Below are 25,709 nucleotides of genomic sequence, written 5' to 3' on the forward strand. Positions count from 1 at the left end.
TAGTAAAAACGACAAAAACCAACGTAAACAACACAGCAGCTCACAGCCAAAACATAAAACGAGCAGCAGTGCAAACGGACATAACGGTTATCATTAAAAAAAGGGTTCCATATTGGAACCCTTTTAATTATTTGCTTTTAATAATCGTAACCCATTTAAAATAACGAGAATAGTACTTCCTTCGTGACCGATGACACCTAATGGAAGTGCTAAAAATTGTAGGAAGTTTGAACAAATGAGCAGCATAATTACTGTCAATGAAAAGATAACATTTTGCTTTACAATACGATTCATTCGTTTTGATAAGCGAATTGCTTGTGCTAAGCGAGAAAGTTCATTTTTCATTAAGACAACGTCTGCGGTTTCTAAAGCAACATCAGTTCCTTCTCCCATGGCAACTCCAATGCTCGCTGTTGCCAATGCAGGAGCATCATTAATGCCATCACCGACCATTGCCACTGTACTATATTTCTTTTTCAATTCTTTTATTGCTTCTACTTTTGTTTCTGGTAAGCAAGATGCGTAGTATTCTTTAATATTACTTTCAGCAGCGATGGTCTTTGCTGTTTGTTCATTATCACCTGTAATCATCACCGCTTCGATACCAAGTTTTTGAAGCTCACGAATTGCTGCAATTGTTTCTTGGCGCAGTGTATCTTTTAAGGCAATAAGACCGAGAATACCTTTCTCATCGCTTACGTATACAACAGTTTTTCCTTCTTGTTCTAATTTCGTTGAAATGTCGTTATGGAATGATTTTGTTTCTTTACTCATAAAATCAGCTTTCCCAATTTTGTAAGCTTCGTTTTGCAGTGTTCCTTTTAAGCCAAATCCAGTTACATCTTCAACGTTTTCTGGTTTTGTTAATGTCATGTCATATGCATGTTTTGCATATTTAACAATTGATGCTGCTAAAGGATGTGTAGAATGACTTTCAATAGATGCTGTAATGTGTAATAACTCTTTTTCAGATATTCCGTCACGCGTATATACATCTGTTACTGTTGGCTTTCCTTGTGTTAATGTACCTGTTTTATCAAAGGCGATTGCTTTTAATGAAGCGAGTCTTTCTAAATGAACACCGCCCTTAAATAAGATTCCATGGCGTGCACCGTTTGAAATTGCCGATAACGTAGCTGGTGTAATGGCTGCAACGAGTGCACATGGAGAAGCGACAACGAGCAGAATCATCGCACGGTAAAATGTTTCGTTCCAGCTCCAGCCAAGAGTATAGTGAGGAACAAACATCATGAGTGCTACAACAATAAGTACGCCTTTCACATATGTTCCTTCAAATTTTTCAATGAAAAGTTGTGAAGGAGATTTTTCACTTTGTGCATTTTGCACGAGACGAATAATTTTTTGGAACAACGTTTGATCGCTATGTTTTGTGATTTCTACTTCGATAGCACCTCGTAAGTTAACAGTTCCTGCGAATACTTCATCACCAGGTTTCTTCTCACTTGGAATTGGCTCACCTGAAATGGCAGCTTCATCAATATTTGTTTCACCAGTGTGAATCATGCCGTCTGCGGGAATGCGTTCACCTGGCTTAATTAAAATGATGTCACCAATTTGCAGCTGTTCGACTGAAATACGTTCTTCTACTCCACGAGAGATACGCAGTGCTTCTTCTGGTTGTAAGTCGAGCAGTGCGGAAATTTCCTTTTGACTTTTGTTCATCGTGTAAGCTTCCATAGCTCCGCTTAAAGCGAAGATAAAAATTAATATAGCACCTTCTGTCCAGTAGCCAATAATTGCTGAGCCAATAGCTGCAAAAAGCATGAGCATTTCGACGTTCAGCTCTTTTTCTGCGATTGTGTCTTCAATACCTTCTTTTGCTTTTGCATAACCTCCAATTATATAAGCTAATACGTAAAATATAGTTGCAGCAGTTGTGAGGTCATTCTTTGTTAGTAACCAACCTGCCAAAATAAAAATTCCAGATGTGATTGCAAAAATGAGTTCATAATGTTTTTGGAATGTTTCCAACCAGGATAGAGAAGTTGGCGTTACTTGTTGTTTTGATAATGCTTTTACTTCAGAATTCATGACTTATTGCTCCTTTCTATTGAGAAAAAATTTATTATGGAAACCAGTGAAAGATGGATAGTAGCTTTCTTTTAAGGTGGTGTTTCCGTTTGTTTTAATAATGCTTTTATTTCAGCATTCATAGTTTTTCGCTCCTTTCTATTGAGAAAAAGAATCATCATCGATAGCCTTATAAAACGGCGAAAGCTGCCATCCATCTGGATAGCAGCATTCTTTTAAGTTACAACTTTCTTTTGCGTTGAAAATATTTTTATTTGTGAATTCATCTCGTTTCACTCCTCTCATTGAGAAAAAGAATCATCATCGAAACCCCTATAAAACGACGAAAGCTGCCATCCATACGGATAGCAGCATTTCTTAGAAAACACATTCTGTGTAGTTATTTACTTTATTATTATTCTAGATTGTAACATATGTTTCCTTATAAGAAAAGATTTTTACTTATTCCGCTATTCGTTGAGAGTAAGTACCCACCTTAAGATTGAGGAAGAAGCAAGGAAGTTAAGTATTACTTGAATAAGTAGAAGTGAAAATACTTGTGTTTTTGACTCCGCTTTGTTATATATGGATATTGTTCGTAAAAAGTACGGAAAGGAAGACATCAGTGAAGACAGAAAGATTTTTTACACATCCGCTCGGTGTATTTGTTGCGGCATTAAGCGCAACTTTTCTATGGGGCAGTGCGTTTCCATTTATTAAATTAAGTTATGTACAGTTAGATATTCAACCTCATGAAGTAGGTGAACAAATTTTATTTGCTGGCTATCGTTTTTTCCTAGCAGGAGTTATGCTCTTATTCTTTTTTAAAGTATTAGGAAAAAATGTATCTTTCCAAAAAGGTACAGCGAAGCAACTTGTTCAGATTGGTTTGTTTCAAACGTTTTTACAATATGTTTGTTTTTATATCGGTTTGAGCTATAGTACTGGGATTGAAGGAGCAGTTATTTCTGGAACATCGTCATTCTTTCAAATTGTATTAGCACATTTTCTATATAAAGATGATTCATTAAATATGAGAAAAATCGTTGGTGTATCAATCGGTTTTTGCGGTGTCATTCTTGTAAACATTCCAAAAGGAAATATGGATTTGCACTTTGGCATTGGTGAATTGTTATTGTTAGCTGCGGCAATGCTGTACTCGTACGGTAACATTTTGGCGAAAGAAGGCAGTAAAACGATGGATGTAGGCTACATGACTGCATATCAAATGATTATTGGTTCTTTAGGTTTATTATTCATCGGGATTTTACAAGATGGATTCATGCCATTTACATTTCATATGCAAACGTTGCTTATGTTACTGTACTTATCTTTTTTATCAGCAGCAGGATTTTGTATTTGGAATACAGTGATGAAATACAACAAAGTTGGAAAAGTATCGATGTACATGTTCTTCATTCCAGTGTTTGGTGTAATATTATCAAGCTTAATTTTAGGTGAAGCAATTCATTCCTTCGTATTGTTTGGATTGGCATGTGTAGCGACTGGAATCATTGTGGTGAATCGTACACCTATAGTGCAAAAAACGGAGCAAATACAAAAGCAGTGTGAAGAGGCTCAGTAAGAGCCTCTTTTCTATATGTAAGGATAGGAAACATGAAATGGATTTTTTGAGAAAGTGATGGAGTAATAGAAACACACATATTTTTTGTTGAAACTTGTAGATAGAAGGAAGGAAAATGACGTTTTTATATCGAATAACATAGAAATATTAATCCATCAAGGAGAAAAATATGAATGAAATGTACGTACTGCTGATTGGACAAGTAACTTTATTTCTGTTCGGTACAATTTATGCAATAAGACAATCAAATCAAACAAAGAAAAACGAACCATTACCTTTATTTATACGTTTACTCCTGAGTTTTTCATTAACTGGAGCTGCGACATGGATGTGGGTGCAAGACCCTGTGACACCTTATCGGCAGTGGGTTGCAATCGGTATGCTTTTATCAACAATCGGCGATTTATTTATGGCAGGCTTGATTCCATTTGGGCACCGTTTAATTGGCGGAATGGCGACATTTGCTATTGCACATTGCTTGTATGTGACAGCTTTTTTAGAAACAGGTATTTCATGGACGGGGTTATGGTTTAGTTTAGTAGGATACGGGTTATTCTTAATTATCGGTTGGTTCTTTTTTATTCGAAATAATAAGCAAGATAAGTTATTTACAATAGGAGCACTTGTATACGGGCTTTGGGTTAGTGGAATGGCATGTTTTGCATTTGCACTTGCTTATTTGAACGGTGGAATATGGTGGATTCCAGCGTTTGGAGGTTTGTTGTTTGCCATCTCCGATTTTATTATTGGTGTTACTGATATCGGAAGAAGGAATATAAAATATGATCCTCTTTGGGTTTGGGCAACATATATTGGAGCGCAAATGTGTATTATTTATGTTGGAATGTAATAAAGCAAGCTGGTACATAACCAGCTTGCTTACTTTTTATTATTTATGCTGCCATGATATTTTTTTGTTGTAAAGCAGCTAAGCTATATTCGTCAGCAGGTTTATAACCTTGAGATAAAAGGTCATTAATATATAACTTATTATAAATAAAACAGAAAACTAAATTAGAAAAACCGAATGTGAATGCACTTGCAATTAAGATAATTAATAACCATTTCCAATCCCCGCGAAATAGTGCTGGAAAGAAGCCGAAGAAAAATACAGTCCAGCTAAACCCTAGTTTTGTTTGTTTAATTTGTCCAGTTCGTTCGTTTTTTAGCATAACTTTCATAATAAAAATAAATCCTCCTTGCATTTTATGTATCAAATAAAAAAGACCAGAAACATTATATCAAAAAACTATATATAAGGATATTTTTCAGAATATAATTGTAAGATTTGATAAAGTGAAACTTTAATCATTGGGATTTTCTTGATTCCCCAATGATTATTAGACCTCACCAATCGGGCTTTACGGGCAGTTTATCTCCCACCTAACTTCTTTAGAAAAGCGGAAGCGACTCGCTCAGAATCGCAGGGCGCCCGCGACCAAGGCAGAGAGGCGCTTTTTGCCTCGTCCGAGGGGGCGAAACGACCGGAGATTCTAGCCGCTAGAGCTGGAAAATGCTTTCATCGAATTTTGAGGGGGGAGTATTATTGTTCGTTAATGCCGGATAAAGTTGATGGATGAATATTTGCCATCTATATAGAAATGAAAGAAGAACTGCTTATTAGTAGTTCTTTTTTTTAGTTAAATAATTTGTATATATAGAATGTTTTATTTTTATTGTAGATAGTATATGTAATTTACTGATAATATAGAATTTATTTACAAAAGTATTCTATAATATATGTACATAAGGGATAAAGGAGATAAGCATGAGACAGAAAAGTCGCTTTCGGGAATGGATTGAAGTATTGGTGATTGCATGTATGATTGCTTTTTTTATGAAAGTATTTGTATTTTTTTCGACGACGGTACAAGGAGCTTCCATGCAGCCTACGCTTTATGAAGGGGATAAAGTCATTATAAATAAGTTAGCAAGGAAAGTTGATAGCTATCACCATGGTGATGTAATTGTGATAAAAACAGATAATTTTTATGTGAAGCGTATTATCGGTTTACCTGGAGATAAAATTGAAATGAAAAATGATCAGTTGTATATCAATAGTCAATTACAAAAGGAATCATATTTGGAAAAAAATAAGAAGCAAGCAAAACAACTTATGATGAATTTAACAGAGGATTTCGGCCCGATAATTATTCCAAAAAATAAAATCTTTGTGATGGGGGATAATCGATTAGTGAGCCGAGATAGTCGTAATGGGCTAGGGCTAATTGATAAAGATGATGTATTAGGAAGTTTGGTTGCAATATATTATCCTCTTAAACGAATACAAATAGTAAATTAGAAGGAGAGAAGCTATGGAAGATATTATTGGTCACATTCTCGCTGGGGTCGTACGAGGAGCAGTTGCACTAGGAGAAGCGGCAGCAGATGCTACAAAGGTTATCGCTCGCGGAACAGTTGGAATTGTAAAAGTTGTAGGAGAAAATATAGCAGAGGAAATTGTGGAACAAGCGTTAGAAAGCATAGAAGGACGAGAAAAGCGAAAGCAAAGAAGATTTGCTCGTCATATTGAAAAGTTAAAAGGGCATGATTGGTTCAAAGTTATATATGAAGATGTAAAATGCCGAAATGTCATTCATACGGAAGAACGTTATCGGAATTTGTTAAGTAAGCGGCGGTATATACATAAACTAATTCGTAACGAAAACGATAGACAACAATTTATTCAGCAAATTCGCGTGGAAGCAAAGGTCGATGATGTGATTTGGGATATAAAGTGAAACTTTAATCAGTGGGGAGCTTGATGGAAGTTCTCAACAATCGGGCATATGTCATCAGTTACCTTCACATAAGAGTTTAGTAAAAAAGCAGCCAATATTGGCTGCTTTTTTGTTCTTATTTACTACTATATGAGAAATTTAAAAGGTGGATATTTCATCTATGCTTGTTTCTAAAGTTGAATCTGTATAGGAATTATCCTTATCCATATTTACGATTACTTCATACTGGCGTAATCTCAATTCAAAGAGCGTTATAGGATCATGATAAACTTCAGGACTTGATTTCATTTTATGTAGTGTATTTTGTTTTTCTTGTATTTCTAAATGTGTGTCTTCTACAGCTTGTTTTAACGTACCAAATGGATTTCTGAAGAACATAGTAATATCCCGCTCCAGTGCGTTTTCAAATAGCTCAAACTGCAAGAAAAATTTGTTCATAATAGAAGCAGTTACATCGGTATAATCTTCATTTTCTAAATACTGTGTGTATTTGTTATATAGCATTGTTTTATTTTTAGGAAGAACTCCAAATAATTTACCGGCACTTTTCAGTAAAAATTGTGCTGGTGTAAATCGGCGTAAGATATTCACTTCTTCCATTTGTATTCTAGTTGTCATTCTATCCGTATCTCTACGCCAATCATCGAGCACTTTAAAGTCACATTCTAACTGTATTCGATTTTCTCCACATAAAGAATTAAGTCCTTCACTGATTTCTTCTAAGTACGATTGACTTTGAAGGAACTCGTTATTAGAAGTTACAATCCAATCTTGCATAGAGCGAGCAAGGTTAGGTAACACAGTTTGTTCTAAATAGTTTTGAACTCTTTCGTTCATCGCTTTATTTAGTTCAATATCAATGTGCCCGAAATCGCTTTCTTCGCTAATTAAATCAGAACAACTTTGCAATAGTTTCGGAATATGTTCTGTCATATCATTCGTAATTTCGTTTTTCATTGTACGATATGATTCTGTAATAGAATGAATTTTTTCCTTCTCAAAAGCAGTAAGATTATTAATGAAACCATTTAGTCTAACTAAAATATCTTCATTCCAATTAATAGAATCCACTAGGCCGTTTTCCATCTCAACTCGTTTATCCAAAAGATATGTGATTGTTTTTCGAATGAAAGATAATAACTTTTCAGTGCGTTCTGTATCGATGTTTTTATGGTTAAAGTTAAAATGAATAAACTCAGTTAAATCGTTTAGTTGTTGACTATTTGTATATAACGAAGAATAAGGGAAAACTCTCGCATGCGGGAAATATGTGTTTATTCTCGCTTGCGTATCATGTATAACTCTTTTTGCTTCTGCTTCACTGTAAATGTTATCAATTTTATTTAATAAGAAATGAATTTGTAGATTTGGTGAATGTTCTTGAATACTTAATAGAATGTCACGTTCTTTGTCAGTAAAAGGTGAATCAGCATTCAATACGTATAATAATTCGTCTACCGAATGTAAATATTCGAATGTTTCATTTCTGCTATCGTTGTTTCTGCTAAAGCTAGGTGTAACAACGAATGTAAGTTTATTTTTACTTAAAAATCTGCATGGTAATTTAAATTCAACACACGCTCTATCTCTATATGTTTGGCGGTGCATAGACGTCATGTTATGGAATTCAGAGAAATCCTCAGTCGTTGTAATTGCTGAATCTGTTATGGCGTTAATTTCGGTATGATCATCATTTTTAAAGACAACTACATTTGAGCTTGAGTCTTCTAATATATTTTCTCCTAGTATAGAGTTAATAAATGAAGATTTTCCGTTTCCTGAAGTTCCTGTTACTAAAAGACGATTTGTTTTTAAATCTGCAAGCTCGCCAACTAACCATCTAAATCGATGGCCTATTTCTAAATCATTTCTTTGTGCCCACTGTGTAATAGATTCAAAAAGATGTAAACTATACTCTAATCCATCTGTATGATTGGTAGAATATGATAGATTATTTTCTGCATGTTCTACATCTGTTGAATCTATTTGGGAAGGGAAAATCTCATCCCACGCCAATACTGCTGCAGATGGAAAGAAAGAATAAGACGGATTGGCTACCTTTAACCAATTTGTTAATAGGTTCGGAATGATATCGTGTAATTGTCTCAGCATATATTGACCTTGAATTAATTCAAAGTACGTTTCTTCGTAAAGAGAAGAAATTTTGTCCCATATATCGGACGAATGTATTTCGATATGTAAGAAAAATTTATTTATCGTTTTAAGCCATAATAAATAAGTTTGTTCATTTTTATAGCTCTGCCAAAGCGATGAAACAATTTGCGTAAATTGTACTTGGTCTACATTATGTAATGTAGTTAATACTTCGTAAAAATAATCTGGTGAAATGGTTTTCGTAAATCCTTTATCAATATATTCTTTTAGAACTTCAAACCATGGGAAAGATTCTGTTCGAATTAGCTCATTTACAGCAAGCTCTACTGCACTGCCAAAATCCTGCTGTTCTTCATAAAAGGAACGAGCGATTGCTGTAACGTTTGGATAATCGGGATTTAAAGAAACCGCTTCTTTTATAACGGTGAAAGCTGAATCAAGTTTATTTTGCTCGATGTAAAGAGAGAGTAATTGCAGTGATATTTCGGTCATAAGTATTTTATTATCAGTTGTAATAGATGTATAAACATTTTCAGCAACTGATAATTGGTTAAGTTCGAAGTAAGCATCTGCAATATTTTTTTGTGCCCATGATGCTAATTCATTATTGACTTTCTCCCATTTAAAAATAGCTGATTCAAAATCTTGATGGTGATAATAAAATTCACCTTGAGCAAAACGAATATAAGATCCATCGGAAAATTCATTTTTTTGTTCGTTTAAATAAGCTTCTCCAAGCACTTGAAGAGGTGGATGTGTTTCATTCTCCAATAGGAATGTTTCATAATATATCTTTTTTATTAATTGTTTTTCTAGTCTCATTTTTTTCCCCCACTATATCTTGAAAGAATACGTTTTCCTCCATGTGTCAACACTTTTTTGTCTGTATGCTTTTTATTTTAGCAAAGATTTTCTTTTGGAAAATTTCATTTTCCTTTCAATTTTTAAGTAGGATTGAATTCTAATGCAAAAAGTTTCAGTTATTTTTCAATTTCCTTTCAGTTGTGAAACAACATTATGTCTTCCTAATAAGTTAATGTGGATATAATATTCTCCATGAAGTTGTAACATTGTATATAGAGTTCGTCATAAAAACAATGTATAGTGAATATGTATGCCATGTTTGCTTCATTGATAGAGAGGGTACAATGTGGAATAACGATAGCGTATAGGATGTGTCGTGCGAATGGAACAAAATATTGGTGAGTTAATCGCACACTATGGTTATTATGGAATTATTATTGCACTTGCTGGAGGAATCGTTGGATTACCGATACCAGATGAATTTTTACTTACATTTGTCGGATACAATATTTCAAGAGGATATATGTCAGGTACAGAGGCTTTTATAAGCAGCATGACTGGGGCTATACTTGGGATTACATTAAGTTATATGCTCGGTTTAAAACTAGGACTTCCTGTACTAAAAAAATATGGTTCTAAAGTGGGGATTAAAGAAGCACAAATTGAAAGGACTCATATTTTATTTGGGAAGTATGGTCTTTTTTTACTAATGATTGGCTATTTTTTACCTGGTGTCAGACAGCTAACTGCATATTTTGCAGGAATGTCCAACTTAAAATGGGGTAAGTTTTGTTTATATGCGTATAGCGGTGCTTTGATTTGGGTGAGTGTGTTTATTGGGCTTGGTTGGAAATTAGGAGAAAAGTGGAGAGATGTAGAGTACAATTTACATCGATATGGATTTTGGATTAGTATTATTTCAATCGTCATCGCTTTGCTTGTGTATACATATGTAAAAATACAAAAAGATAAGAAAAACCGCTAATGTATATAGCGGTTTTTCTTATCCCGCTATTCGTGGACAGTAAGCCTCCACTAATGAAGGTTTCTCTTTATTAACTAAAAGCAATAAAAAGAACGCCTGTTGTAATAAAGAGAACACCGATACCGGTCATGAAACTTAATTTTTCACCAAGAATAATCATAGCCAAGATAATCGAAAAGACCACGCTTAATTTATCAACAGGTGCTACTTGTGAAACCTTTCCTGTCTTTAAGGCGAGAAAGTAAAAGAGCCAAGAAGAAGCACCGGCTACACCGCTCAGTGTGATAAATAATAATGCTTTCTTATTTACTAATACTTCTCCGATATTTTGGAATTTTCCTTGGATGATAATAACGCCAACCATAAATAAGGCCATAATGATTGAACGAATTGTCGTTGCAACATTCGAATCAATTCCTTCTAGTCCTATTTTTCCGAAGATAGATACAAGCGCTGCTGTGATTGCTGATAGTAATGCGAATAATAACCATGAGCTCATATAAATTCCTCCAATCATATATTATTTTACATGAAAAAAACCATTCCTGTTAGGGAATGGTCTTCTGTATTATTCTGCAATTTCCTCATATAAGAAGTATGTCACATTATAAATATGTTCTACTTCGTCATCTGTCATATACATAAGTTCTTCGCGTTCAATTCCTTTTTTCTTTTCAATAAACTCAATCATATTTTTCCGTTCTTCTCTTTTCATCATTTTTATTTCCCCTCTCACTCTGTTTTAATACAGTTTATTTAAGTTAATGCTATTATATAACAGAAACTTTATAAAGTTCCAGCTTTTTCAATTTTTTTTGGAAAAGAACTTTTCGACAAAACGAGACCTCATATTTCGTGAGATCTCGTTTCTTTTTGCTATAGACGTAAAAATTCTGGTTGCGTTGTACCAGCACTATCAATGTAATAAATTGTTTCAGGATTAATTTTTATTAAAACGTAATTTGGATCTTCAGGACCAAGTAACCAACGTTTCAAGCTGTTTGTCCAGAATTTATTTTTTAATGTATGGTCTTCTTCAATAGAAGCGATTCCTTCTACCTCAATATACTCTTCATCCCAGTTCTTTCCTTCTCGCCCAAGTAAAATATGAACATTTGGATTTTGTTCTATATCTGCTATCTTTTTTGAATGGCGATCTGTTGCAGCGTACAATACAAAATCTTCATGAAAAAATATCATAAAGCAGCTATGTGGTTTGTTGTCACGCATTGTTGCCAGTACACCTGTTTTTTGATTTTGAATGATATTTGCTATTTTTTCTTTTATATGCATTTGTTTATGCTCCTTCCTCGTCAATACTCATATTTTTTAAGGGGAAATTCTCGTAAGATTTCAATTGGTTTTGTTTCCTCTTACTTTTTTCTTCAATGCTCTTTTTTAAACATATCTCCAAAAGAATTCTCATTCCTCAAGGAACGAGAAGGGTGAAAAGCAATGAGTAGGGAGGGGATGAATTTTGGTTGGCGTAAGCCAAAAAAATGAAAAAGGAATTTCCTCAAATCAGATAGAATTCGTGTAAAGAATGCTTTTGGTCTCAAGGTTATTGTTTGTTGACTGTAGGTGGTGCAGTATTAAAAGTTCTAAACAATACATCGAAACACAAGGACAAAACCAACGGGAGGTGAAGACAATGTTGTTGAATCAAAAATATGAAATCTTTCCAACAGAAGCACAAAAAGAAGTGTTAGACCGTTGGTTACAATATTGTCGTCAAACCTACAATTCTGCCTTACTAGACAAAGAACGAAAATATAAGCAAAACAAAGAAAATTACGATCGTTATGATATGCAAAGACAACTTACATTGGACAAGAATACGTACCCTTTTCTAAAAGAAATGCCTTCTCAGCCTTTGCAAGAATTTTTTGCACGTCTGAAAAAAGCATTTGATAATTTCTTTCGTAAAGATGCAAAATATCCAAAACAGAAAAAGTATAAGGACTACAATAGTATGACGTTTCCACAATTTGGACTCAAACCGAATGGAAAGCATCGTTATGCGATGTCTTTTTCTGATAACAATAAGTTATACAATAAAAAATTGGGAGAAATAGATATCCTACTTCATAGACCACTCGAAGGAACAATCAAGCAACTGATCCTAAAACGTCAAGGGAAAAGGTGGTACGCTATTTTCTGTGTCGAAAGACAAGTGGCACCATCTGATATCGATACCAATCGTGCGATAGGAATTGACATGGGATTACATAAGTATGCCGTTCTTTCTAATGGTTTAGAATATGAAAACCCTAGATTTCTCCGTGAGAAAGAAAAACAATTAAAGAAAGCACAGAGGAAACTTTCTAAGAAGAAAAAAGGTTCTGCTAACTTCATGAAACAAGTTGAGCGTGTTCGTAAGCTGCATGAAAAGATAGCGAACCAGCGCAGAGATTTTCTTCATAAACTCAGTTACAATCTAGCGAAAGAGTATTCCGTTATCGTTGTAGAAAATTTGAACATTCGTAACATGGTTAAAAATAGAAAGTTATCGAAGTCTATTTCTGATGCTGGGTGGGGAATGTTTCGAAACATGCTTGCTTACAAATGTGAAAGTCATGGCGGTGTACTGATCAAAGTAGAACCAAAGTATACTTCACAAGACTGTTCTGTTTGTGGGAATCGTGTGAAGAAGTCTCTTTCTATTCGTACTCACATTTGTACAAAGTGCAAAGTGGTATTGGATAGAGACTATAACGCGAGCCGGAACATCTTACAAAAAGGATTAGAAGAATTGCTTATCACAAACTAAAGTCTACAAACTGTAGGGTAAGGTTATGTCCGAACAGTATAATCTACGCATGTGGAGACTGTGTAAGACGCAGTGGGACCCCCCACTATGCAACGATTTATGAAACAGGAAGCCATCAGACCGTAAGGTGGATAAGAGAGGTTATTCACACGTAATTATCATGAAAATTGGGTAAGTTAGAAGAATAATGATAAAACAAAGGATAATTGATGAAAATTGGAAGGATGAAAAAGATGTTTAATAAAATCTTTTTATTCGTTGTAGTTATCGGTGTGCCGTTTTCCATTCTTGGTAACGTCATGCACTGGCCACAAACAATTATGTTTGCTGTATATTGTATTACGATTATTGCGCTTGCTGGCTTTATGGGGAGAGCGACAGAAAGTTTGTCGATTGTATCAGGACCGCGTATCGGTGGTTTACTAAATGCAACATTTGGTAACGCGGTTGAACTTATTATTTCTATTTTTGCATTGCAAGCTGGATTAATTGAAGTAGTGCTCGCTTCGTTAACGGGTTCTGTTCTTGGCAACCTATTGCTAGTGGGGGGCCTTTCCTTTTTTGTAGGTGGTCTAAAATATAAACGTCAAAGCTTTAATGTATATGATGCAAGACATAATTCAACCTTATTAATTTTTGCAGTTGTTGTTGCATTTGTTATTCCAGAAATATTTTCAATGAAAATGAACGCAGAGAAAACAGTTCAACTTAGTATTGGCATTTCAATCATTATGATTATTTTATATTTAGCAGCATTGTTTTTTAAACTTGTCACGCATCGAGGTGTATATCAGCCTAAAGAAGAAGAGTTAGAACAACACGATGAAGAGCCGGAATGGTCAAAAGGAAGAGCATTGCTTATTTTAGCACTTGCAACAGCAGCAGTTGCCTATGTATCAGAAGCACTTGTACATACGTTTGAAACAGTTGCAAAGGCATTTGGCTGGAGTGAATTATTTATTGGAATTATCATCGTTGCCATTGTCGGAAATGCGGCAGAGCATGCATCGGCTATTCTTATGGCCTATAAAAATAAGATTAATATTGCCGTTGAGATTGCAGTTGGATCAACATTACAAATTGCAATGTTTGTTGCACCTGTACTTGTCATTATTTCTATATTTTTTGCAGTAAACATGCCTCTTATATTCACTTTTCCGGAATTAGTGGCAATGATTACCGCTGTATTTTTGACAATTTCCATATCAAATGATGGTGATACGAACTGGTTTGAAGGCTTAACCTTACTTGCAGCATATTTTATTATGGGTATCGGTTTTTATTTATTATGAAAAATCCCGCCACTTTTCTTCTTTGAATCTTGAAGTGGGGGAGATCTCGTGTATCCCCTTTGGTAGATGCTTAACACGAGTGAAGTTTTCCTGCCTATTTTTTGATAAAAAGTTTGGATAACAAAGAGGAGTGCGGAAAAGAATATAACAGTATAGTCCCATTAGGAAGGAGCTTTACGGATGAAACGAATGTACAGTATTTGTCTCATCATCATGTTCTCGTTTATCTTTTTATTTCCTTGTAGTAGCTTTGCAAAGACAGAACTGAATGTGAAAATTCCACCGTCTGTTTTAAACATTTCAAAAGGAAATACGTATCCAAATCCAACACAAGATTTGCCGCGTTTACAACCGAGTGAACTAGCAAAAACATTGCTTGAAACATCGCCAATAAAAATTGAGAATCCAGATTTAATTCGAATGTTTAATGAAACTTCCATTTCGAATGCACCGCTTGCAGTTGGATATCGAGCTAAAATTTATTTAGGACAATGGCCTTTAAATTATGAATCAACTGAGACAACAATGAATTGGGAATATCGACAAGTGAATCGGAATTTCCATGATAATCGTGGTGTACAGGGGTTTTATCCGCTTCGCTATAAGCAAGAAGCACAAAAAATTGTGGAAGGTGGACTTACTGCTTCCATTAAAGATGCGGAAGATGTGAAGAAGATGATGCTACTAAAAGCAATGGAAAAAGTACGCTTACCTCTTTCGTTTAAAACAATTATTGGTTATGGAACTGAGCATGAACGAGTATACAATATTAGTCCGAAACAACTTGGATACTTATATGCATATACACCAGCAGTTAATGAAAAAGGAAAAGTAACATTTGGAGAAGTATATCTTGTCTTAAAAGGAAATCAGCGAAAACTTATGATAAAAAATATAACATCACAGGGAATTGGAGCTTCCATACCAATTCAAGATCATATTTCATTTAAGTTTATTTCGTCTCCTACTCCAAAATAAAGTGAAACTTCCAGCAGTGGGGAGATCATCTCCCACTGCTGGCATACGCCCTCACCAATCGGGCGTATGCCAGCAGTTATCCCCACCTATCTTCTTTGTCTCTGAGTCTTGAGGTTGGGTCTTACTGCCCGCGAATGGCGGGATAAAAAAACGTCAGCGCATATTGCGCTGACGTTTTTTCTTCCACTTATAGAGTGAGATTTGCTTGTTTTGTTAAAAAGTTTTCTGTTGGGTAATAACTATTTTTCACAAGAATATTTGGTCCAAGGCATTTTACGGCTGGACAATGACAGCTTAATTCTTTTGCTGTTTGTGAAGAGCACCACTTGTCATAAGCTTCTTGCAATGTGTTCGTTTGGATGTTTCCAAGCAATGGAATGTCACCGAAATCTGTAACGATAATATTGCCGTCAAAAATATTTACATTTAAGCGAGAACGACCGTCTGGATCATTACGTACTGTGACGTTTTTACTTGTATGTAGCTTTTTGAATACTTCTAAATCACGTTCGTCATTGCTACATGCATAGAATGGCAATGTTCCAAATAACATCCATACATTTTCATCACGAATATCAAGAAGGTGTGAAATTGCACTGCGAATTTCATCTTTCGTTAAAATTTCAAGATTACTAGCAAAATCACTTGGATACATCGGATGTACTTCATGACGTTTGCAGCCCATCTCTTCAACAATTTGACGGTGAATATGCTCAATGTGTGGAAGAGTGCGTTTATTTAGCATTGTTTCAGCAGAAACAAGAACACCCGCTTCTGATAATGCTTTACTATTTGAAATCATACGTTCAAATAGTTTGGCACGTTGTTCATATGATGGTTTGCGTTCCATCATGGCAAATCCGCCTTCAACGAAATCGTCAATAGTTCCCCAGTTATGAGAAATGTGCAAAACATCTAAGTAAGGAACAATTTGTTCATAACGAGCCAAATCTATAGTTAGGTTAGAGTTAATTTGTGTACGAACGCCACGTTCGTGAGCATATTTTAAGAGCGGTGTTACATAGTTATCAACGGATTTTTTTGAAAGCATTGGCTCGCCGCCTGTAATACTTAAAGAGCGTAGATGAGGAATTTCATCTAATCGTTGTAATAACAAATCAAGCGGAAGTGGATTTGGATCTTTCGGCTGTAATGTATAACCAACAGCACAATGTTCACAGCGCATATTGCATAACGTTGTAGTTGTAAACTCAACGTTTGTTAATAATAATTTGCCGTACTCTTCAAGGTCCATATACGCTTCCCATGGATCATAAGAAGGAGTAATCGGCTTCATTTTTTGTGATGTATTCATTATGAAATACTCCTTTGACTATTGAAATAACAATTTGTCCATTCTCTATGATAGAAGAAGATTGCTTTTTAATAAAGGGAAACTTCCATAAGTGGGGAGTTTTTTCATCCCTACTTATGGAAAGCTCTTACCAATCGTGTATATGCCAGCGGTTTCTTCATACCTAATTTCTTTGCTTTATGTTGAATTTTGAGGAATGAGGATTACTGTCGGCAAATAGCAGGATAAACCATTTTAATCAAATTGACGGGAAAATTTTATGACCGTAATAATCATTTTTGCTGTATAATAAAATAAAGATTCAACAAGCAAACAATGAGTATGCTGAATATGAATCGAAGCAATCGAGTTGTATAAGTGTGTTATTTTTCGTAAATATGTAGGAACACTTATGTTTAGTCTAATTAGGATAACTCGAATAAAAAGGAGAGAGCACCTATGGGAAATGCTACTTATGATAAAGATTCACAATTAGTATATTTGAAAGAACGTTTAAATATGTTTATAGAGGTTATTGATACAATTGAACCAGAAGATGTAGAACTAGAAGATGTGGATCGTCTTCTTGAAATGTTAGATGATATTGAATTTAAATGCGAGCAATTTAAAAAAGGTGAGTAAGAATCAGCAAATTGCTGATTCTTTTTTGTTAGAAGCAATACAAAAAAAGATGTATAATCAAACTGTGAAATTTTTTAAAGCGTTTTGGTAGCGTTCACAATTGAGGGGGAAGTAATGATGAAAAAGCTTCAAGAAAGCATGTATCAACTAATTGTTGCAACGTCGACGAATTTACCGAAAGATGTTCGCCGTGCAATTCAACAAGCGAAAGAACGAGAAAATGCAGGAACTCGTTCAGCAATGGCGCTTGGCACAATTACAAATAACATTAAAATGGCAGATGACAATATTTCGCCAATTTGCCAAGACACAGGGATGCCAACTTTTAAAGTTTACACACCAGTTGGTGTAAATCAATTACACATTAAAGAAGCGATCTATCAAGCAATTGAACAAGCAACAAAAGACGGGAAGCTTCGCCCAAACTCTGTTGATTCTCTTTTTGGCGATAATAGCGGAAATAACTTAGGACCGGGAACACCTGTTATTAAGTTTGAGCAATGGGAAAAAGATTATATTGATGCACGTCTTATTTTAAAAGGCGGTGGCTGTGAAAATAAAAATATTCAATATAGCTTACCTTGTGAACTAGAAGGGTTAGGACGAGCTGGTCGTGATTTAGAAGGAATCCGTAAATGTCTTCTTCATGCAGTGTATCAAGCACAAGGACAAGGATGCAGCGCTGGTGTAATTGGTGTTGGTATCGGAGGAGATCGCACTTCTGGTTATGAGCTTGCGAAAAACCAATTATTCCGTACATTAGATGATGAAAATCCAATCCCAGAATTGAAGCAGCTTGAAGAATATATTATGGAAAATGCGAATAAACTTGGCATTGGAACGATGGGCTTTGGCGGCGAAACAACATTGCTTGGCTGCAAAATTGGCGTATACAATCGTCTTCCAGCTAGCTTCTATGTTTCTGTTGCGTATAACTGTTGGGCATATCGCCGCTTAGGTGTAACGATTCACCCAGAATCAGGTGAAATTATGGACTGGTTATATCAAGAAGGTGAAGATACGTTAAAACACGAGGAAGCGAAGGAAGATGCAAATACGCAACGTGAAATCGTCCTGCAAGCTCCAATTACAGAAGAGCAAATTCGTGAACTTCGCGTTGGCGACGTTGTAACGATTAACGGTATGATGTACACAGGCCGTGATGCGATTCATAAACACTTAATGGATAACGATTGCCCGGTTGATTTAAACGGACAAGTTATTTATCACTGCGGACCAGTTGTTGTAAAAGATGAAAACGACAATTGGAAAATTAAAGCGGCAGGACCAACAACAAGTATTCGTGAAGAACCTTACCAAGGCGATATTATGAAGAAATTTGGTATTCGTGCTGTTATTGGTAAAGGCGGTATGGGTGCAAAAACATTGGCAGCATTAAATGAGCATGGCGGCGTATATTTAAATGCAATTGGCGGTGCAGCACAGTATTATGCAGAGTGTATTAAAGAAGTAAAAGATGTTGATTTCTTACAATTTGGTATTCCAGAGGCAATGTGGCATTTACGTATAGAAGGATTCAAAGCAGTTGTAACGATGGATTCTCATGGTAATAGCTTACATGCAGATGTTGATAAAACATCTTTAGAGAAATTAGCAACGTTTAAAGAGCCAGTATTTAAATAAGAAAGATGAAGAGCATTTCCAATAATGGAGATGCTCTTTCTTTGTATTGGCATAAATGGAAAAACGTGTTCAGCATGAAACAAATCGCGGTCACAGAAACTACAAGTACGATTCTATATGAAAAGGAGCATATAAATGAAGCGTAATTGGTTATACATCAGTATTATCTTTTCAATTATGATGGTACTTGTTCCAGCTTCTGTGTTTGCTTATGTGAATACACCGAATCATTGGGGGATTCCACGTGCGAAGAATGAAACGCCTCCGGATGCTGGTCAGAAATTTACAGAGCTGCTGCAAAAAAATGGAGGATTTTATTTAGGGGATACAAAGAAAAAAGATATTTACTTAACGTTTGATAATGGGTATGAAAATGGCTTTACAGGAAAGATTCTTGATGTGTTAAAAGAAAAGAAGGTACCAGCAACGTTTTTTGTAACAGGACATTATATAAAAAGCCAACCAGATTTATTGAAAAGAATGGCAGATGAAGGGCATATTATTGGAAACCACTCACAAAGTCATCCGGACTTTACAACGGTAAATGACACAAAGCTTCGTGAAGAACTGCAAATTGTAACAGAGGAAATTAAGAAGGTAACAGGACAAAAAGAAGTACGATATGTAAGGCCGCCACGCGGGATTTTTAGTGAGCGTACATTAGCACTTGCAAAAGAACAGGGCTATTATAATGTATTTTGGTCACTTGCTTTTCTGGATTGGAAAGTAGATCAGCAAAGAGGCTGGCAATATGCCCATAATAATGTTATGAATATGATTCACCCCGGGGCTATTATTTTATTGCACTCTGTTTCCAAAGATAACACAGAAGCACTAGCGAAAATCATTGATGATTTACGCGGGAAAGGGTATCATTTTAAAAGCTTAGATGATTTAGTAAAAGGCAATCAACCGTAAGCATGTATGCTTGCGGTTTTCTCATGCTATAATGATGTGTAAAAAGGATGAGGAATGCATGTGGAGCGAACAAATTACGTTAGAATACCCGTATCGTTTTGAAGAAGTGTTAAAGCGATTATCTTTTGATCCATTAAATGTCGTTAATCTAGAAGATAAAACAATTCATGTTCCGCTTAGCATAGATGAAGAACAACTTGTTGTACGTGTACAAGGAAAGGGAACAATGGAACAGCCACAATTTTGGATCTCTAGCCAAACAGACAAACAAGATAAAATTATGAAGCGTATTTCGTCTATTTTCCAATGGAATCAACCTTTTCATGAGATTCAAAATCATTTTATAAACACGTCATTACGTCCGCTTTTTGAAACATTTGCATATACACCAATTATTTTGGAGTTTGATTATTTTTCTTGTCTTCTTCGCTGCATTATTCATCAACAAGTTCATTTGAAATTTGCCACAAAGCTCACAGAACAATTTGTAAAAACATACGGAACAGAGAAACATGGTGTTTTCTTTTTTCCCAAACCTGAACAAGTCGCAAATATTACAGTAGAAGAATTGAGAAATCAAAAATTTAGTCAGCGGAAGGCAGAATATATCGTTGGGCTTGCGAAACATATTATGGACGGTAAGTTAAACTTAGAAGAGCTAGAGGGAAAAACAGACGAAGAGGTTAGAGAACAACTATTACCGCTGCGCGGTATTGGGGCATGGACCGTACAAAATTTCTTACTGTTCGGGCTTGGACGTCAAAATATGTTTCCAAAAGCAGATATCGGAATTCAACGCGCGCTTCAACAGTTGTTTCAGTTAGAACAAAAGCCAGATGACGTATTTTTAGAACGAATGAAACAAGAATGTGAGCCATATTGCAGTTATGCATCATTATATTTATGGAAAAGTATAGAGTAGAGGTGTAACAATGATACAAAAACAACATGAGAGTAAGTTGGAAGTTGGCCAAACGTTTCCTGTGACAATTAAACGTCTCGGAATTAACGGAGAGGGCGTAGGTTACTTTAAGAGACAAGTTGTCTTCATTCCAGGAGCATTACCGGGAGAGGAAGTTGTTGCAGAGACAACGAAAATTCAACGTGGTTTTGCAGAAGCAAAAGTGAAAAAAATTCGTAAAGCTTCACCGCATCGTGTGAAGCCACCATGTCCTGTATACGATGAATGTGGCGGTTGTCAGCTGCAACATTTAGATTATCAAGAGCAGTTGAATCAAAAACGTGATATTGTTGTACAAGCATTTGAAAAGTATATGAACGGAAGTATGGAAGCGGATATTCGTCCGACACTTGGTATGGGAGATCCGTGGCATTATCGCAATAAAAGTCAATTGCAAGTAGGTCGTAAAGATGAAAAAGTCATTACAGGGTTATATGAACAAAACTCACACCGCTTAATTGATATTTCTCATTGTATGATTCAACATAAAGCAACGAACGAAGCAACAAAAGTAGTAAGACGTATACTAGAAAAATTGAACATTTCTATTTACAATGAGAGAAAACAAAAAGGTCTTGTACGTACAATTGTGACACGTGCTGCAATTCAAACAGGGGAAGTACAAGTTACATTAATTACGACAAAAGAAGAATTGCCAAATAAAGAGCAGTTTATTGCAGAAGTACAGAAACAAATGCCATCTGTAAAATCGATTATGCAAAATGTGAATGGTCGTAAAACATCAGTTATTTTTGGTGATAAAACTTTCCGTTTGGCTGGAAACGAAGTGATTCAAGAAACGCTTGGTGACTTATCGTTTGAATTATCTGCACGCGCATTTTTCCAGTTGAACCCTGAACAAACAGTTGTTTTGTACAACGAAGCGAAAAAAGCAGCTGCTTTAGCAGGAAAAGAAAAAATTGTAGATGCTTATTGCGGCGTTGGTACAATTGGACTTTGGCTTGCAAACGATGCAGCGGAAGTACGCGGAATGGATGTCATTCCAGAAGCGATTGAAGATGCGAAGAAAAATGCGAAGCGTCACGGGTTTACAAATACAAAGTACGAAGCTGGAAAAGCGGAACAATGGTTACCAAAATGGGTGAAAGAAGGATGGCGTCCAGATGTCATTGTTGTTGATCCTCCGCGTACAGGTTGTGACGATAAATTACTTGAAACAATTTTAAAAGTAAGCCCTAAAAAAGTTGTGTATGTATCGTGTAACCCATCATCGCTGGCACGTGATGTGAAAACATTAATGAAGAGTTATAAAGTGGAGTATGTACAACCGGTTGATATGTTCCCGCATACGGCGCATGTTGAGAATGTAGTAAGGCTTGTTAGAAAAGAAAGTTAAAAATGTGGCAGTGAAGGATAGGTCTTATCGAAAAATCGATAAGGCCTAATTTTTATTCAGGATTCATTACGGTGAACCGTACTATAAGTAAATGAAGTTTTCTTATACGTAGTAAAGTTCTATTAAAAAATGACTAGGCTTATCTAGAACGGATAAGCCTGTATTTTCTTATAACTCTCTTTTTCGCTGATGGTTTTAGATATGCCTTGATTTTTGAGAGTAAAGATTTACTCAGCTTTGTAAAATCTTAGATAAAAGAACTAAATAGAAACTAAAATTTCCTTTCTAAGTTCCAGTTTTCGATATAAAAGTGCAAGCAGCATCGACGGTATGGTACAAACAATCATCCCGATAAAGGCGTATCTTGGCTCGATTTCGTATAAGTAACCGCCGAACATCGTGAACACCGCAGTACTCCAGCTAAGTGCCAGTGCTGAATACATGCCTTGTGCTTTTGGAATCTGCGCATGTGGAATATTTTTGATTAAGTATTTCATAAAGGCATAATGTCCCATTGCAAATGAGCATGCATGCAATGTTTGTGCGATACAGAAAACAATAACATTTGGAAAGGCAAATACTAATATCCAACGTACGGATGAACCAAGTGCCGCTAGTGTCAGTAAGGAGCCTACTGAAAACTTATGAAAGCTCTGATCTGCGATTGAGAAGAAAATGATTTCTGCGATCACGGCAATGTTAATAATTAATCCAATTAAATATTTGGGTGCGTGAATATCTTGTAAAAAAATATAGCCATAGCTGTAATAAGAAGCGTGTGCCGCTTGCAATAAAATCACAATGACGAGCACCAAACCAAAGTGTTTGATGCGAAATAATTCCAGCATACCGCCTTTTTTTGTTTGATCCGTTTGCGGTTTTTTAGATAAAACAACAGGTGCACGCATAAAACCAAGGCACACGAATACCAATGTGCCGAGTAACAGTGCCCATAAAATCACTTCATCCCCAAACGCCCCTGTAAAGATGGTTAAGATCATACCTGCCACGACAAACCCAATAGATCCCCACGAGCGGCTCTTCCCATAATGTCTTAATTGATTATTTTGAGCAAGTACGCCAGCTGCGCTATCTAAAGCAGGCATCAGCGCTGGGTAAACAAAATTCAAAAGTAACGTTACCACAAGTAAGCTAACAAAGGAACTCGCTGGAATACAACACAAAATAGCAATTAGTGTGCCGATTGCCATCCCATTTAATAAGATTTTACTACTAAATTTCCTTGATAAATAAGGAAACGCAATTAATGTAGAAAGGCCTCTTGCAACCAAACCTAAGCTCATAATTAAACTAGTTTGTGAAAGCGTAAGCCCTTTTGTATGAATCATCCATCCTGTCCAATAGGGTAGAAAAATGCCCCATGTCATATAAAAACTAAAAAACTGTCTACTCATCCAGCGTTGTGTGTCCATTCTGTATCCCCCTCATTGTTTGCATGATAACATGGAGATACGTACAATAATATGAGATATCTCACATTTTTGAGGTGGATTATGGAAATTTATAAAAATGAGAAAAGGAAAAGATATTTGAATGAGTACTCCATTGCGCATTTATTTTCTTTTCCGATTGTAGAGTTTATAGAAGTGCATGAATATAAACGCGATGAATGGATTATTCAAGAAGGCATGCGACCGGATTTTTTATTTTATGTCATTGAAGGAAAAGCAAAAATTTATGTAACGCATCAAAATGGGAAAGTTTCCTTAATTAATTTTATCAATGCGAATGATTATATTGGGGAAATGGAATTATTAAATGAGGTGTACTATACAAAAGGGATCCAAACCTCCACTAAGACCATTTGCTTTGCGCTTCCTTTTCATCGCTGTCGCACACAAATGTTAGAAGATGCAAAATTTCTACGTGAACTAACCAAATTTTTAAGCGTAAAAGCAACACAAATGGCTGCAAAGTATTCGTATAGTCTCGCCTTCCCGCTTGAAAACCGGCTTGCGGATTTTATTTTGCAAACCTCGGATGAAGAGGTCTATAAGGAGAAACACGTAACTGTTTGTGATTTTTTAGGCGTCTCCTATCGACATTTATTACATGTGCTTGCACAATTTTGTGACAAAGGGTATTTGCAAAAGGAAGGACGTCACTATCGCATTCAGCAGCACAACCTACTATATGAACTTGCTGAGATGTTGAGGAATAAATAACGTGGGAAGGATATTACTGAATTTACTATTGTGTCAGCTTAAAGCTTTGTTGGGTGTTATTAGCTTAGAAAAAACTTGAAAAATCGATTTTTGTAAAAGATTAAATAAAATAGCTTCCTCGATTGAAAGGTGATTGGTTGTGAACAATCAATTTTCAATTAAGGGAGCTATTGTCGTATAATTTATGCTTATTCATAAAATAGTTTTGTCTGAAGAATATTTATTGCACGTTCAATATCATCTAAATCTTCATTCGAAGCATTTTGTATTCGTTTTAGAAAATTTGATTCTATAGTTGCAAAAGCTTCGTTCATCATAGTTTCTCCATCATTCGAGAGACGAATATATTGTTTTCTTCGATCTTGGCTATCATTTATTTTTTTAATTAATTTTTTTTCACTTAACTTTCTAATCTCACGACTTGTGTTCGGCATAGACATATTCTGACAATCATTAATTTCACTTGGAGTGATAGGTTGATTAACTGCAATATATTCAAGAATGTTGTATTGAATTTGCGAAATTGAATCTGATTTCGCATTTTTTGTTAATTCATGTGTTACACGATGAACAGAAGTTGTAAATGATACAAGTTTAAACTATGCATTTTTACAAAATGTTATAAAAGGAAGTAAGGAAAATTCTAATATAAAGGAGTTACAGGTCTTAGATTTATATGAAGAGGGCTTTAACCCACTTCTAGTGTTTAATGAGCAAAAACGAAGACGTGATATGCATACTGACCCTAGTACCGAAAAATATAGAAAACAAATTATGTGGGCTGATAAGCTTGTGTTTATTTATCCAATTTAGTGGGGGAGGCCTCCCGCAATGCTTATGGGATATATTGATCAATTATTTGCTTCCAATTTTGCCTATAAAGATAAGAAGGGGCTTTTCCCAGAAAGACTTTTGAAAGGAAAGTCCGTTGTATGCGTGTCTACTATGAAGAGGCCTACTCACTATCCATTTTTCTGGTTGAATAATGCACATAAAATTCTAATGAAAAGAGCCTTATTTAATTTTGTGGGAATCAAAAAAGTGAAGTTTTTTGAATTTGGAAATATGGAGAGCTCAAAGGGAAACCAAACGAAAAAGCTAGAAAAGATTTATAATTATTTCAAAAAAATAGACCAGTAAGAAAAACATTTTTTCTTTGTCATGTAGTGAAACCTCATTTAGATATACCAAGGAGAATCATGCCGCAAGTAACAGTAAACGATATTCTTTTTGAGTAAATGAACTTTATTTAATGAATTTCTAATATAATTTTCATTCTCCTTTCATGCAGTGAAGGGTGTTTCCTTGTAACATATTTTTATGGCTTGATGCAGTGGTGGCTGTACAAATGATTATTTCCGCAAATCCATTTGTTGAACGGCTAACAGACCGGATTATATAAAAAG

General features: G+C 35.4%; 22 protein-coding genes and 2 pseudogenes. 15 read left to right on the forward strand and 9 right to left on the reverse strand.

Translation table 11 applies throughout. The annotated features are described in order from the left end of the window. Positions 1-123 precede the first annotated feature (123 nt). On the reverse strand, positions 124-2,052 hold the full coding sequence (locus AB1284_RS00420) for a heavy metal translocating P-type ATPase (protein ID WP_429752525.1): 1,929 nt from the start codon (positions 2,050-2,052) through the stop codon (positions 124-126). A 604-nt stretch (positions 2,053-2,656) separates the two neighbouring features. Here AB1284_RS00420 and AB1284_RS00425 point away from each other — a divergent pair. Both AB1284_RS00425 and AB1284_RS00430 read left to right on the forward strand, forming a co-directional pair. Further along, a complete protein-coding gene (locus tag AB1284_RS00425; RefSeq protein WP_429752523.1) occupies positions 2,657-3,616 on the forward strand; it encodes a DMT family transporter in 960 nt (319 codons plus the stop codon). A gap of 169 nt (positions 3,617-3,785) precedes the next feature. Further along, positions 3,786-4,466 (forward strand): lysoplasmalogenase, encoded by a 681-nt coding sequence (locus AB1284_RS00430; RefSeq protein ID WP_429752521.1) that lies wholly within the window; start codon positions 3,786-3,788, stop codon positions 4,464-4,466. 43 nt (positions 4,467-4,509) lie between these two features. On the opposite strand, the gene AB1284_RS00435 is transcribed toward AB1284_RS00430, so the two are convergent. Continuing rightward, positions 4,510-4,797 carry a hypothetical protein gene (locus AB1284_RS00435; protein WP_429752519.1) on the reverse strand — a complete coding sequence of 96 codons (288 nt, stop codon included), beginning with the start codon at positions 4,795-4,797 and terminating at the stop codon, positions 4,510-4,512. Between the two features lie 587 nt (positions 4,798-5,384). Here AB1284_RS00435 and lepB point away from each other — a divergent pair. Together lepB and AB1284_RS00445 are read left to right on the forward strand one after the other, a co-directional pair. Beyond that, entirely contained in the window at positions 5,385-5,918 is a 534-nt protein-coding gene (lepB, locus tag AB1284_RS00440; RefSeq protein WP_429752517.1) for a signal peptidase I, read from the forward strand. Between the two features lie 13 nt (positions 5,919-5,931). Further along, positions 5,932-6,357 carry a hypothetical protein gene (locus AB1284_RS00445; RefSeq protein WP_429752515.1) on the forward strand — a complete coding sequence of 142 codons (426 nt, stop codon included), beginning with the start codon at positions 5,932-5,934 and terminating at the stop codon, positions 6,355-6,357. Between the two features lie 138 nt (positions 6,358-6,495). Here the strand turns inward: AB1284_RS00445 and AB1284_RS00450 are convergent, their stop codons facing one another. After that, positions 6,496-9,294, reverse strand: coding sequence for a dynamin family protein (locus AB1284_RS00450; protein ID WP_429752513.1), 2,799 nt, complete (start codon positions 9,292-9,294; stop codon positions 6,496-6,498). A 364-nt stretch (positions 9,295-9,658) separates the two neighbouring features. Between AB1284_RS00450 and AB1284_RS00455 the strand changes: the two genes are divergently transcribed. Continuing rightward, positions 9,659-10,261 carry a DedA family protein gene (locus AB1284_RS00455; protein ID WP_429752511.1) on the forward strand — a complete coding sequence of 201 codons (603 nt, stop codon included), beginning with the start codon at positions 9,659-9,661 and terminating at the stop codon, positions 10,259-10,261. Between the two features lie 70 nt (positions 10,262-10,331). Here the strand turns inward: AB1284_RS00455 and AB1284_RS00460 are convergent, their stop codons facing one another. From AB1284_RS00460 to AB1284_RS00470, 3 genes are all read right to left on the reverse strand, one after another. After that, positions 10,332-10,760: an EamA family transporter gene (locus AB1284_RS00460; RefSeq protein ID WP_429752509.1), complete on the reverse strand. Its 429-nt coding sequence runs from the start codon at positions 10,758-10,760 to the stop codon at positions 10,332-10,334. 69 nt (positions 10,761-10,829) lie between these two features. After that, on the reverse strand, positions 10,830-10,976 hold the full coding sequence (locus AB1284_RS00465; RefSeq protein ID WP_028411195.1) for a BH0509 family protein: 147 nt from the start codon (positions 10,974-10,976) through the stop codon (positions 10,830-10,832). Positions 10,977-11,137: 161 nt separating this feature from the next. Beyond that, complete coding sequence (locus AB1284_RS00470) at positions 11,138-11,554, reverse strand: pyridoxamine 5'-phosphate oxidase family protein (RefSeq protein ID WP_429752507.1); 417 nt, start codon at positions 11,552-11,554, stop codon at positions 11,138-11,140. 358 nt (positions 11,555-11,912) lie between these two features. On the opposite strand from AB1284_RS00470, the gene AB1284_RS00475 reads away from it, so the two are divergent. From AB1284_RS00475 to AB1284_RS00485, 3 genes are all read left to right on the forward strand, one after another. Beyond that, a complete protein-coding gene (locus AB1284_RS00475; protein ID WP_429752505.1) occupies positions 11,913-13,031 on the forward strand; it encodes an RNA-guided endonuclease InsQ/TnpB family protein in 1,119 nt (372 codons plus the stop codon). 233 nt (positions 13,032-13,264) lie between these two features. Further along, positions 13,265-14,323, forward strand: coding sequence for a calcium/proton exchanger (gene cax / locus AB1284_RS00480; protein WP_429752503.1), 1,059 nt, complete (start codon positions 13,265-13,267; stop codon positions 14,321-14,323). A 180-nt stretch (positions 14,324-14,503) separates the two neighbouring features. After that, entirely contained in the window at positions 14,504-15,301 is a 798-nt protein-coding gene (locus AB1284_RS00485) for a YfkD family protein (protein WP_429752502.1), read from the forward strand. 187 nt (positions 15,302-15,488) lie between these two features. Here the strand turns inward: AB1284_RS00485 and yfkAB are convergent, their stop codons facing one another. Next, positions 15,489-16,616 carry a radical SAM/CxCxxxxC motif protein YfkAB gene (gene yfkAB, locus AB1284_RS00490; RefSeq protein WP_429752501.1) on the reverse strand — a complete coding sequence of 376 codons (1,128 nt, stop codon included), beginning with the start codon at positions 16,614-16,616 and terminating at the stop codon, positions 15,489-15,491. A gap of 438 nt (positions 16,617-17,054) precedes the next feature. Here yfkAB and AB1284_RS00495 point away from each other — a divergent pair, with 438 nt between their 5' ends. From AB1284_RS00495 to rlmD, 5 genes are all read left to right on the forward strand, one after another. Then, positions 17,055-17,237 carry an SE1561 family protein gene (locus AB1284_RS00495; RefSeq protein ID WP_251229065.1) on the forward strand — a complete coding sequence of 61 codons (183 nt, stop codon included), beginning with the start codon at positions 17,055-17,057 and terminating at the stop codon, positions 17,235-17,237. A gap of 117 nt (positions 17,238-17,354) precedes the next feature. Next, positions 17,355-18,881 (forward strand): class I fumarate hydratase, encoded by a 1,527-nt coding sequence (gene fumA / locus AB1284_RS00500; protein ID WP_429752499.1) that lies wholly within the window; start codon positions 17,355-17,357, stop codon positions 18,879-18,881. Positions 18,882-19,016: 135 nt separating this feature from the next. After that, positions 19,017-19,799, forward strand: coding sequence for a delta-lactam-biosynthetic de-N-acetylase (gene pdaA, locus AB1284_RS00505; RefSeq protein ID WP_429752497.1), 783 nt, complete (start codon positions 19,017-19,019; stop codon positions 19,797-19,799). Positions 19,800-19,857: 58 nt separating this feature from the next. After that, on the forward strand, positions 19,858-20,721 hold the full coding sequence (locus tag AB1284_RS00510) for a DNA-3-methyladenine glycosylase family protein (RefSeq protein ID WP_429752495.1): 864 nt from the start codon (positions 19,858-19,860) through the stop codon (positions 20,719-20,721). Positions 20,722-20,731: 10 nt separating this feature from the next. Further along, positions 20,732-22,117 carry a 23S rRNA (uracil(1939)-C(5))-methyltransferase RlmD gene (gene rlmD, locus AB1284_RS00515; RefSeq protein ID WP_429752493.1) on the forward strand — a complete coding sequence of 462 codons (1,386 nt, stop codon included), beginning with the start codon at positions 20,732-20,734 and terminating at the stop codon, positions 22,115-22,117. 260 nt (positions 22,118-22,377) lie between these two features. Here the strand turns inward: rlmD and AB1284_RS00520 are convergent, their stop codons facing one another. Continuing rightward, positions 22,378-23,550: an MFS transporter gene (locus AB1284_RS00520; RefSeq protein WP_429752491.1), complete on the reverse strand. Its 1,173-nt coding sequence runs from the start codon at positions 23,548-23,550 to the stop codon at positions 22,378-22,380. Between the two features lie 81 nt (positions 23,551-23,631). On the opposite strand from AB1284_RS00520, the gene yeiL reads away from it, so the two are divergent. Continuing rightward, positions 23,632-24,303 (forward strand): transcriptional regulator YeiL, encoded by a 672-nt coding sequence (gene yeiL / locus AB1284_RS00525; protein WP_429752489.1) that lies wholly within the window; start codon positions 23,632-23,634, stop codon positions 24,301-24,303. Positions 24,304-24,491: 188 nt separating this feature from the next. Here yeiL and AB1284_RS00530 read toward each other — a convergent pair. Continuing rightward, positions 24,492-24,866, reverse strand: a pseudogene (locus AB1284_RS00530) (MarR family winged helix-turn-helix transcriptional regulator); the annotation flags it as partial. Between the two features lie 19 nt (positions 24,867-24,885). On the opposite strand from AB1284_RS00530, the pseudogene AB1284_RS00535 reads away from it, so the two are divergent. Continuing rightward, a pseudogene (locus AB1284_RS00535) lies at positions 24,886-25,443 on the forward strand (NAD(P)H-dependent oxidoreductase); the annotation flags it as partial. Positions 25,444-25,709: the final 266 nt, after the last annotated feature.

It is taken from the genome of Bacillus sp. S2(2024) (assembly GCF_050474045.1).
Taxonomy (GTDB): Bacteria; Bacillota; Bacilli; order Bacillales; family Bacillaceae_G; genus Bacillus_A; species Bacillus_A yunxiaonensis.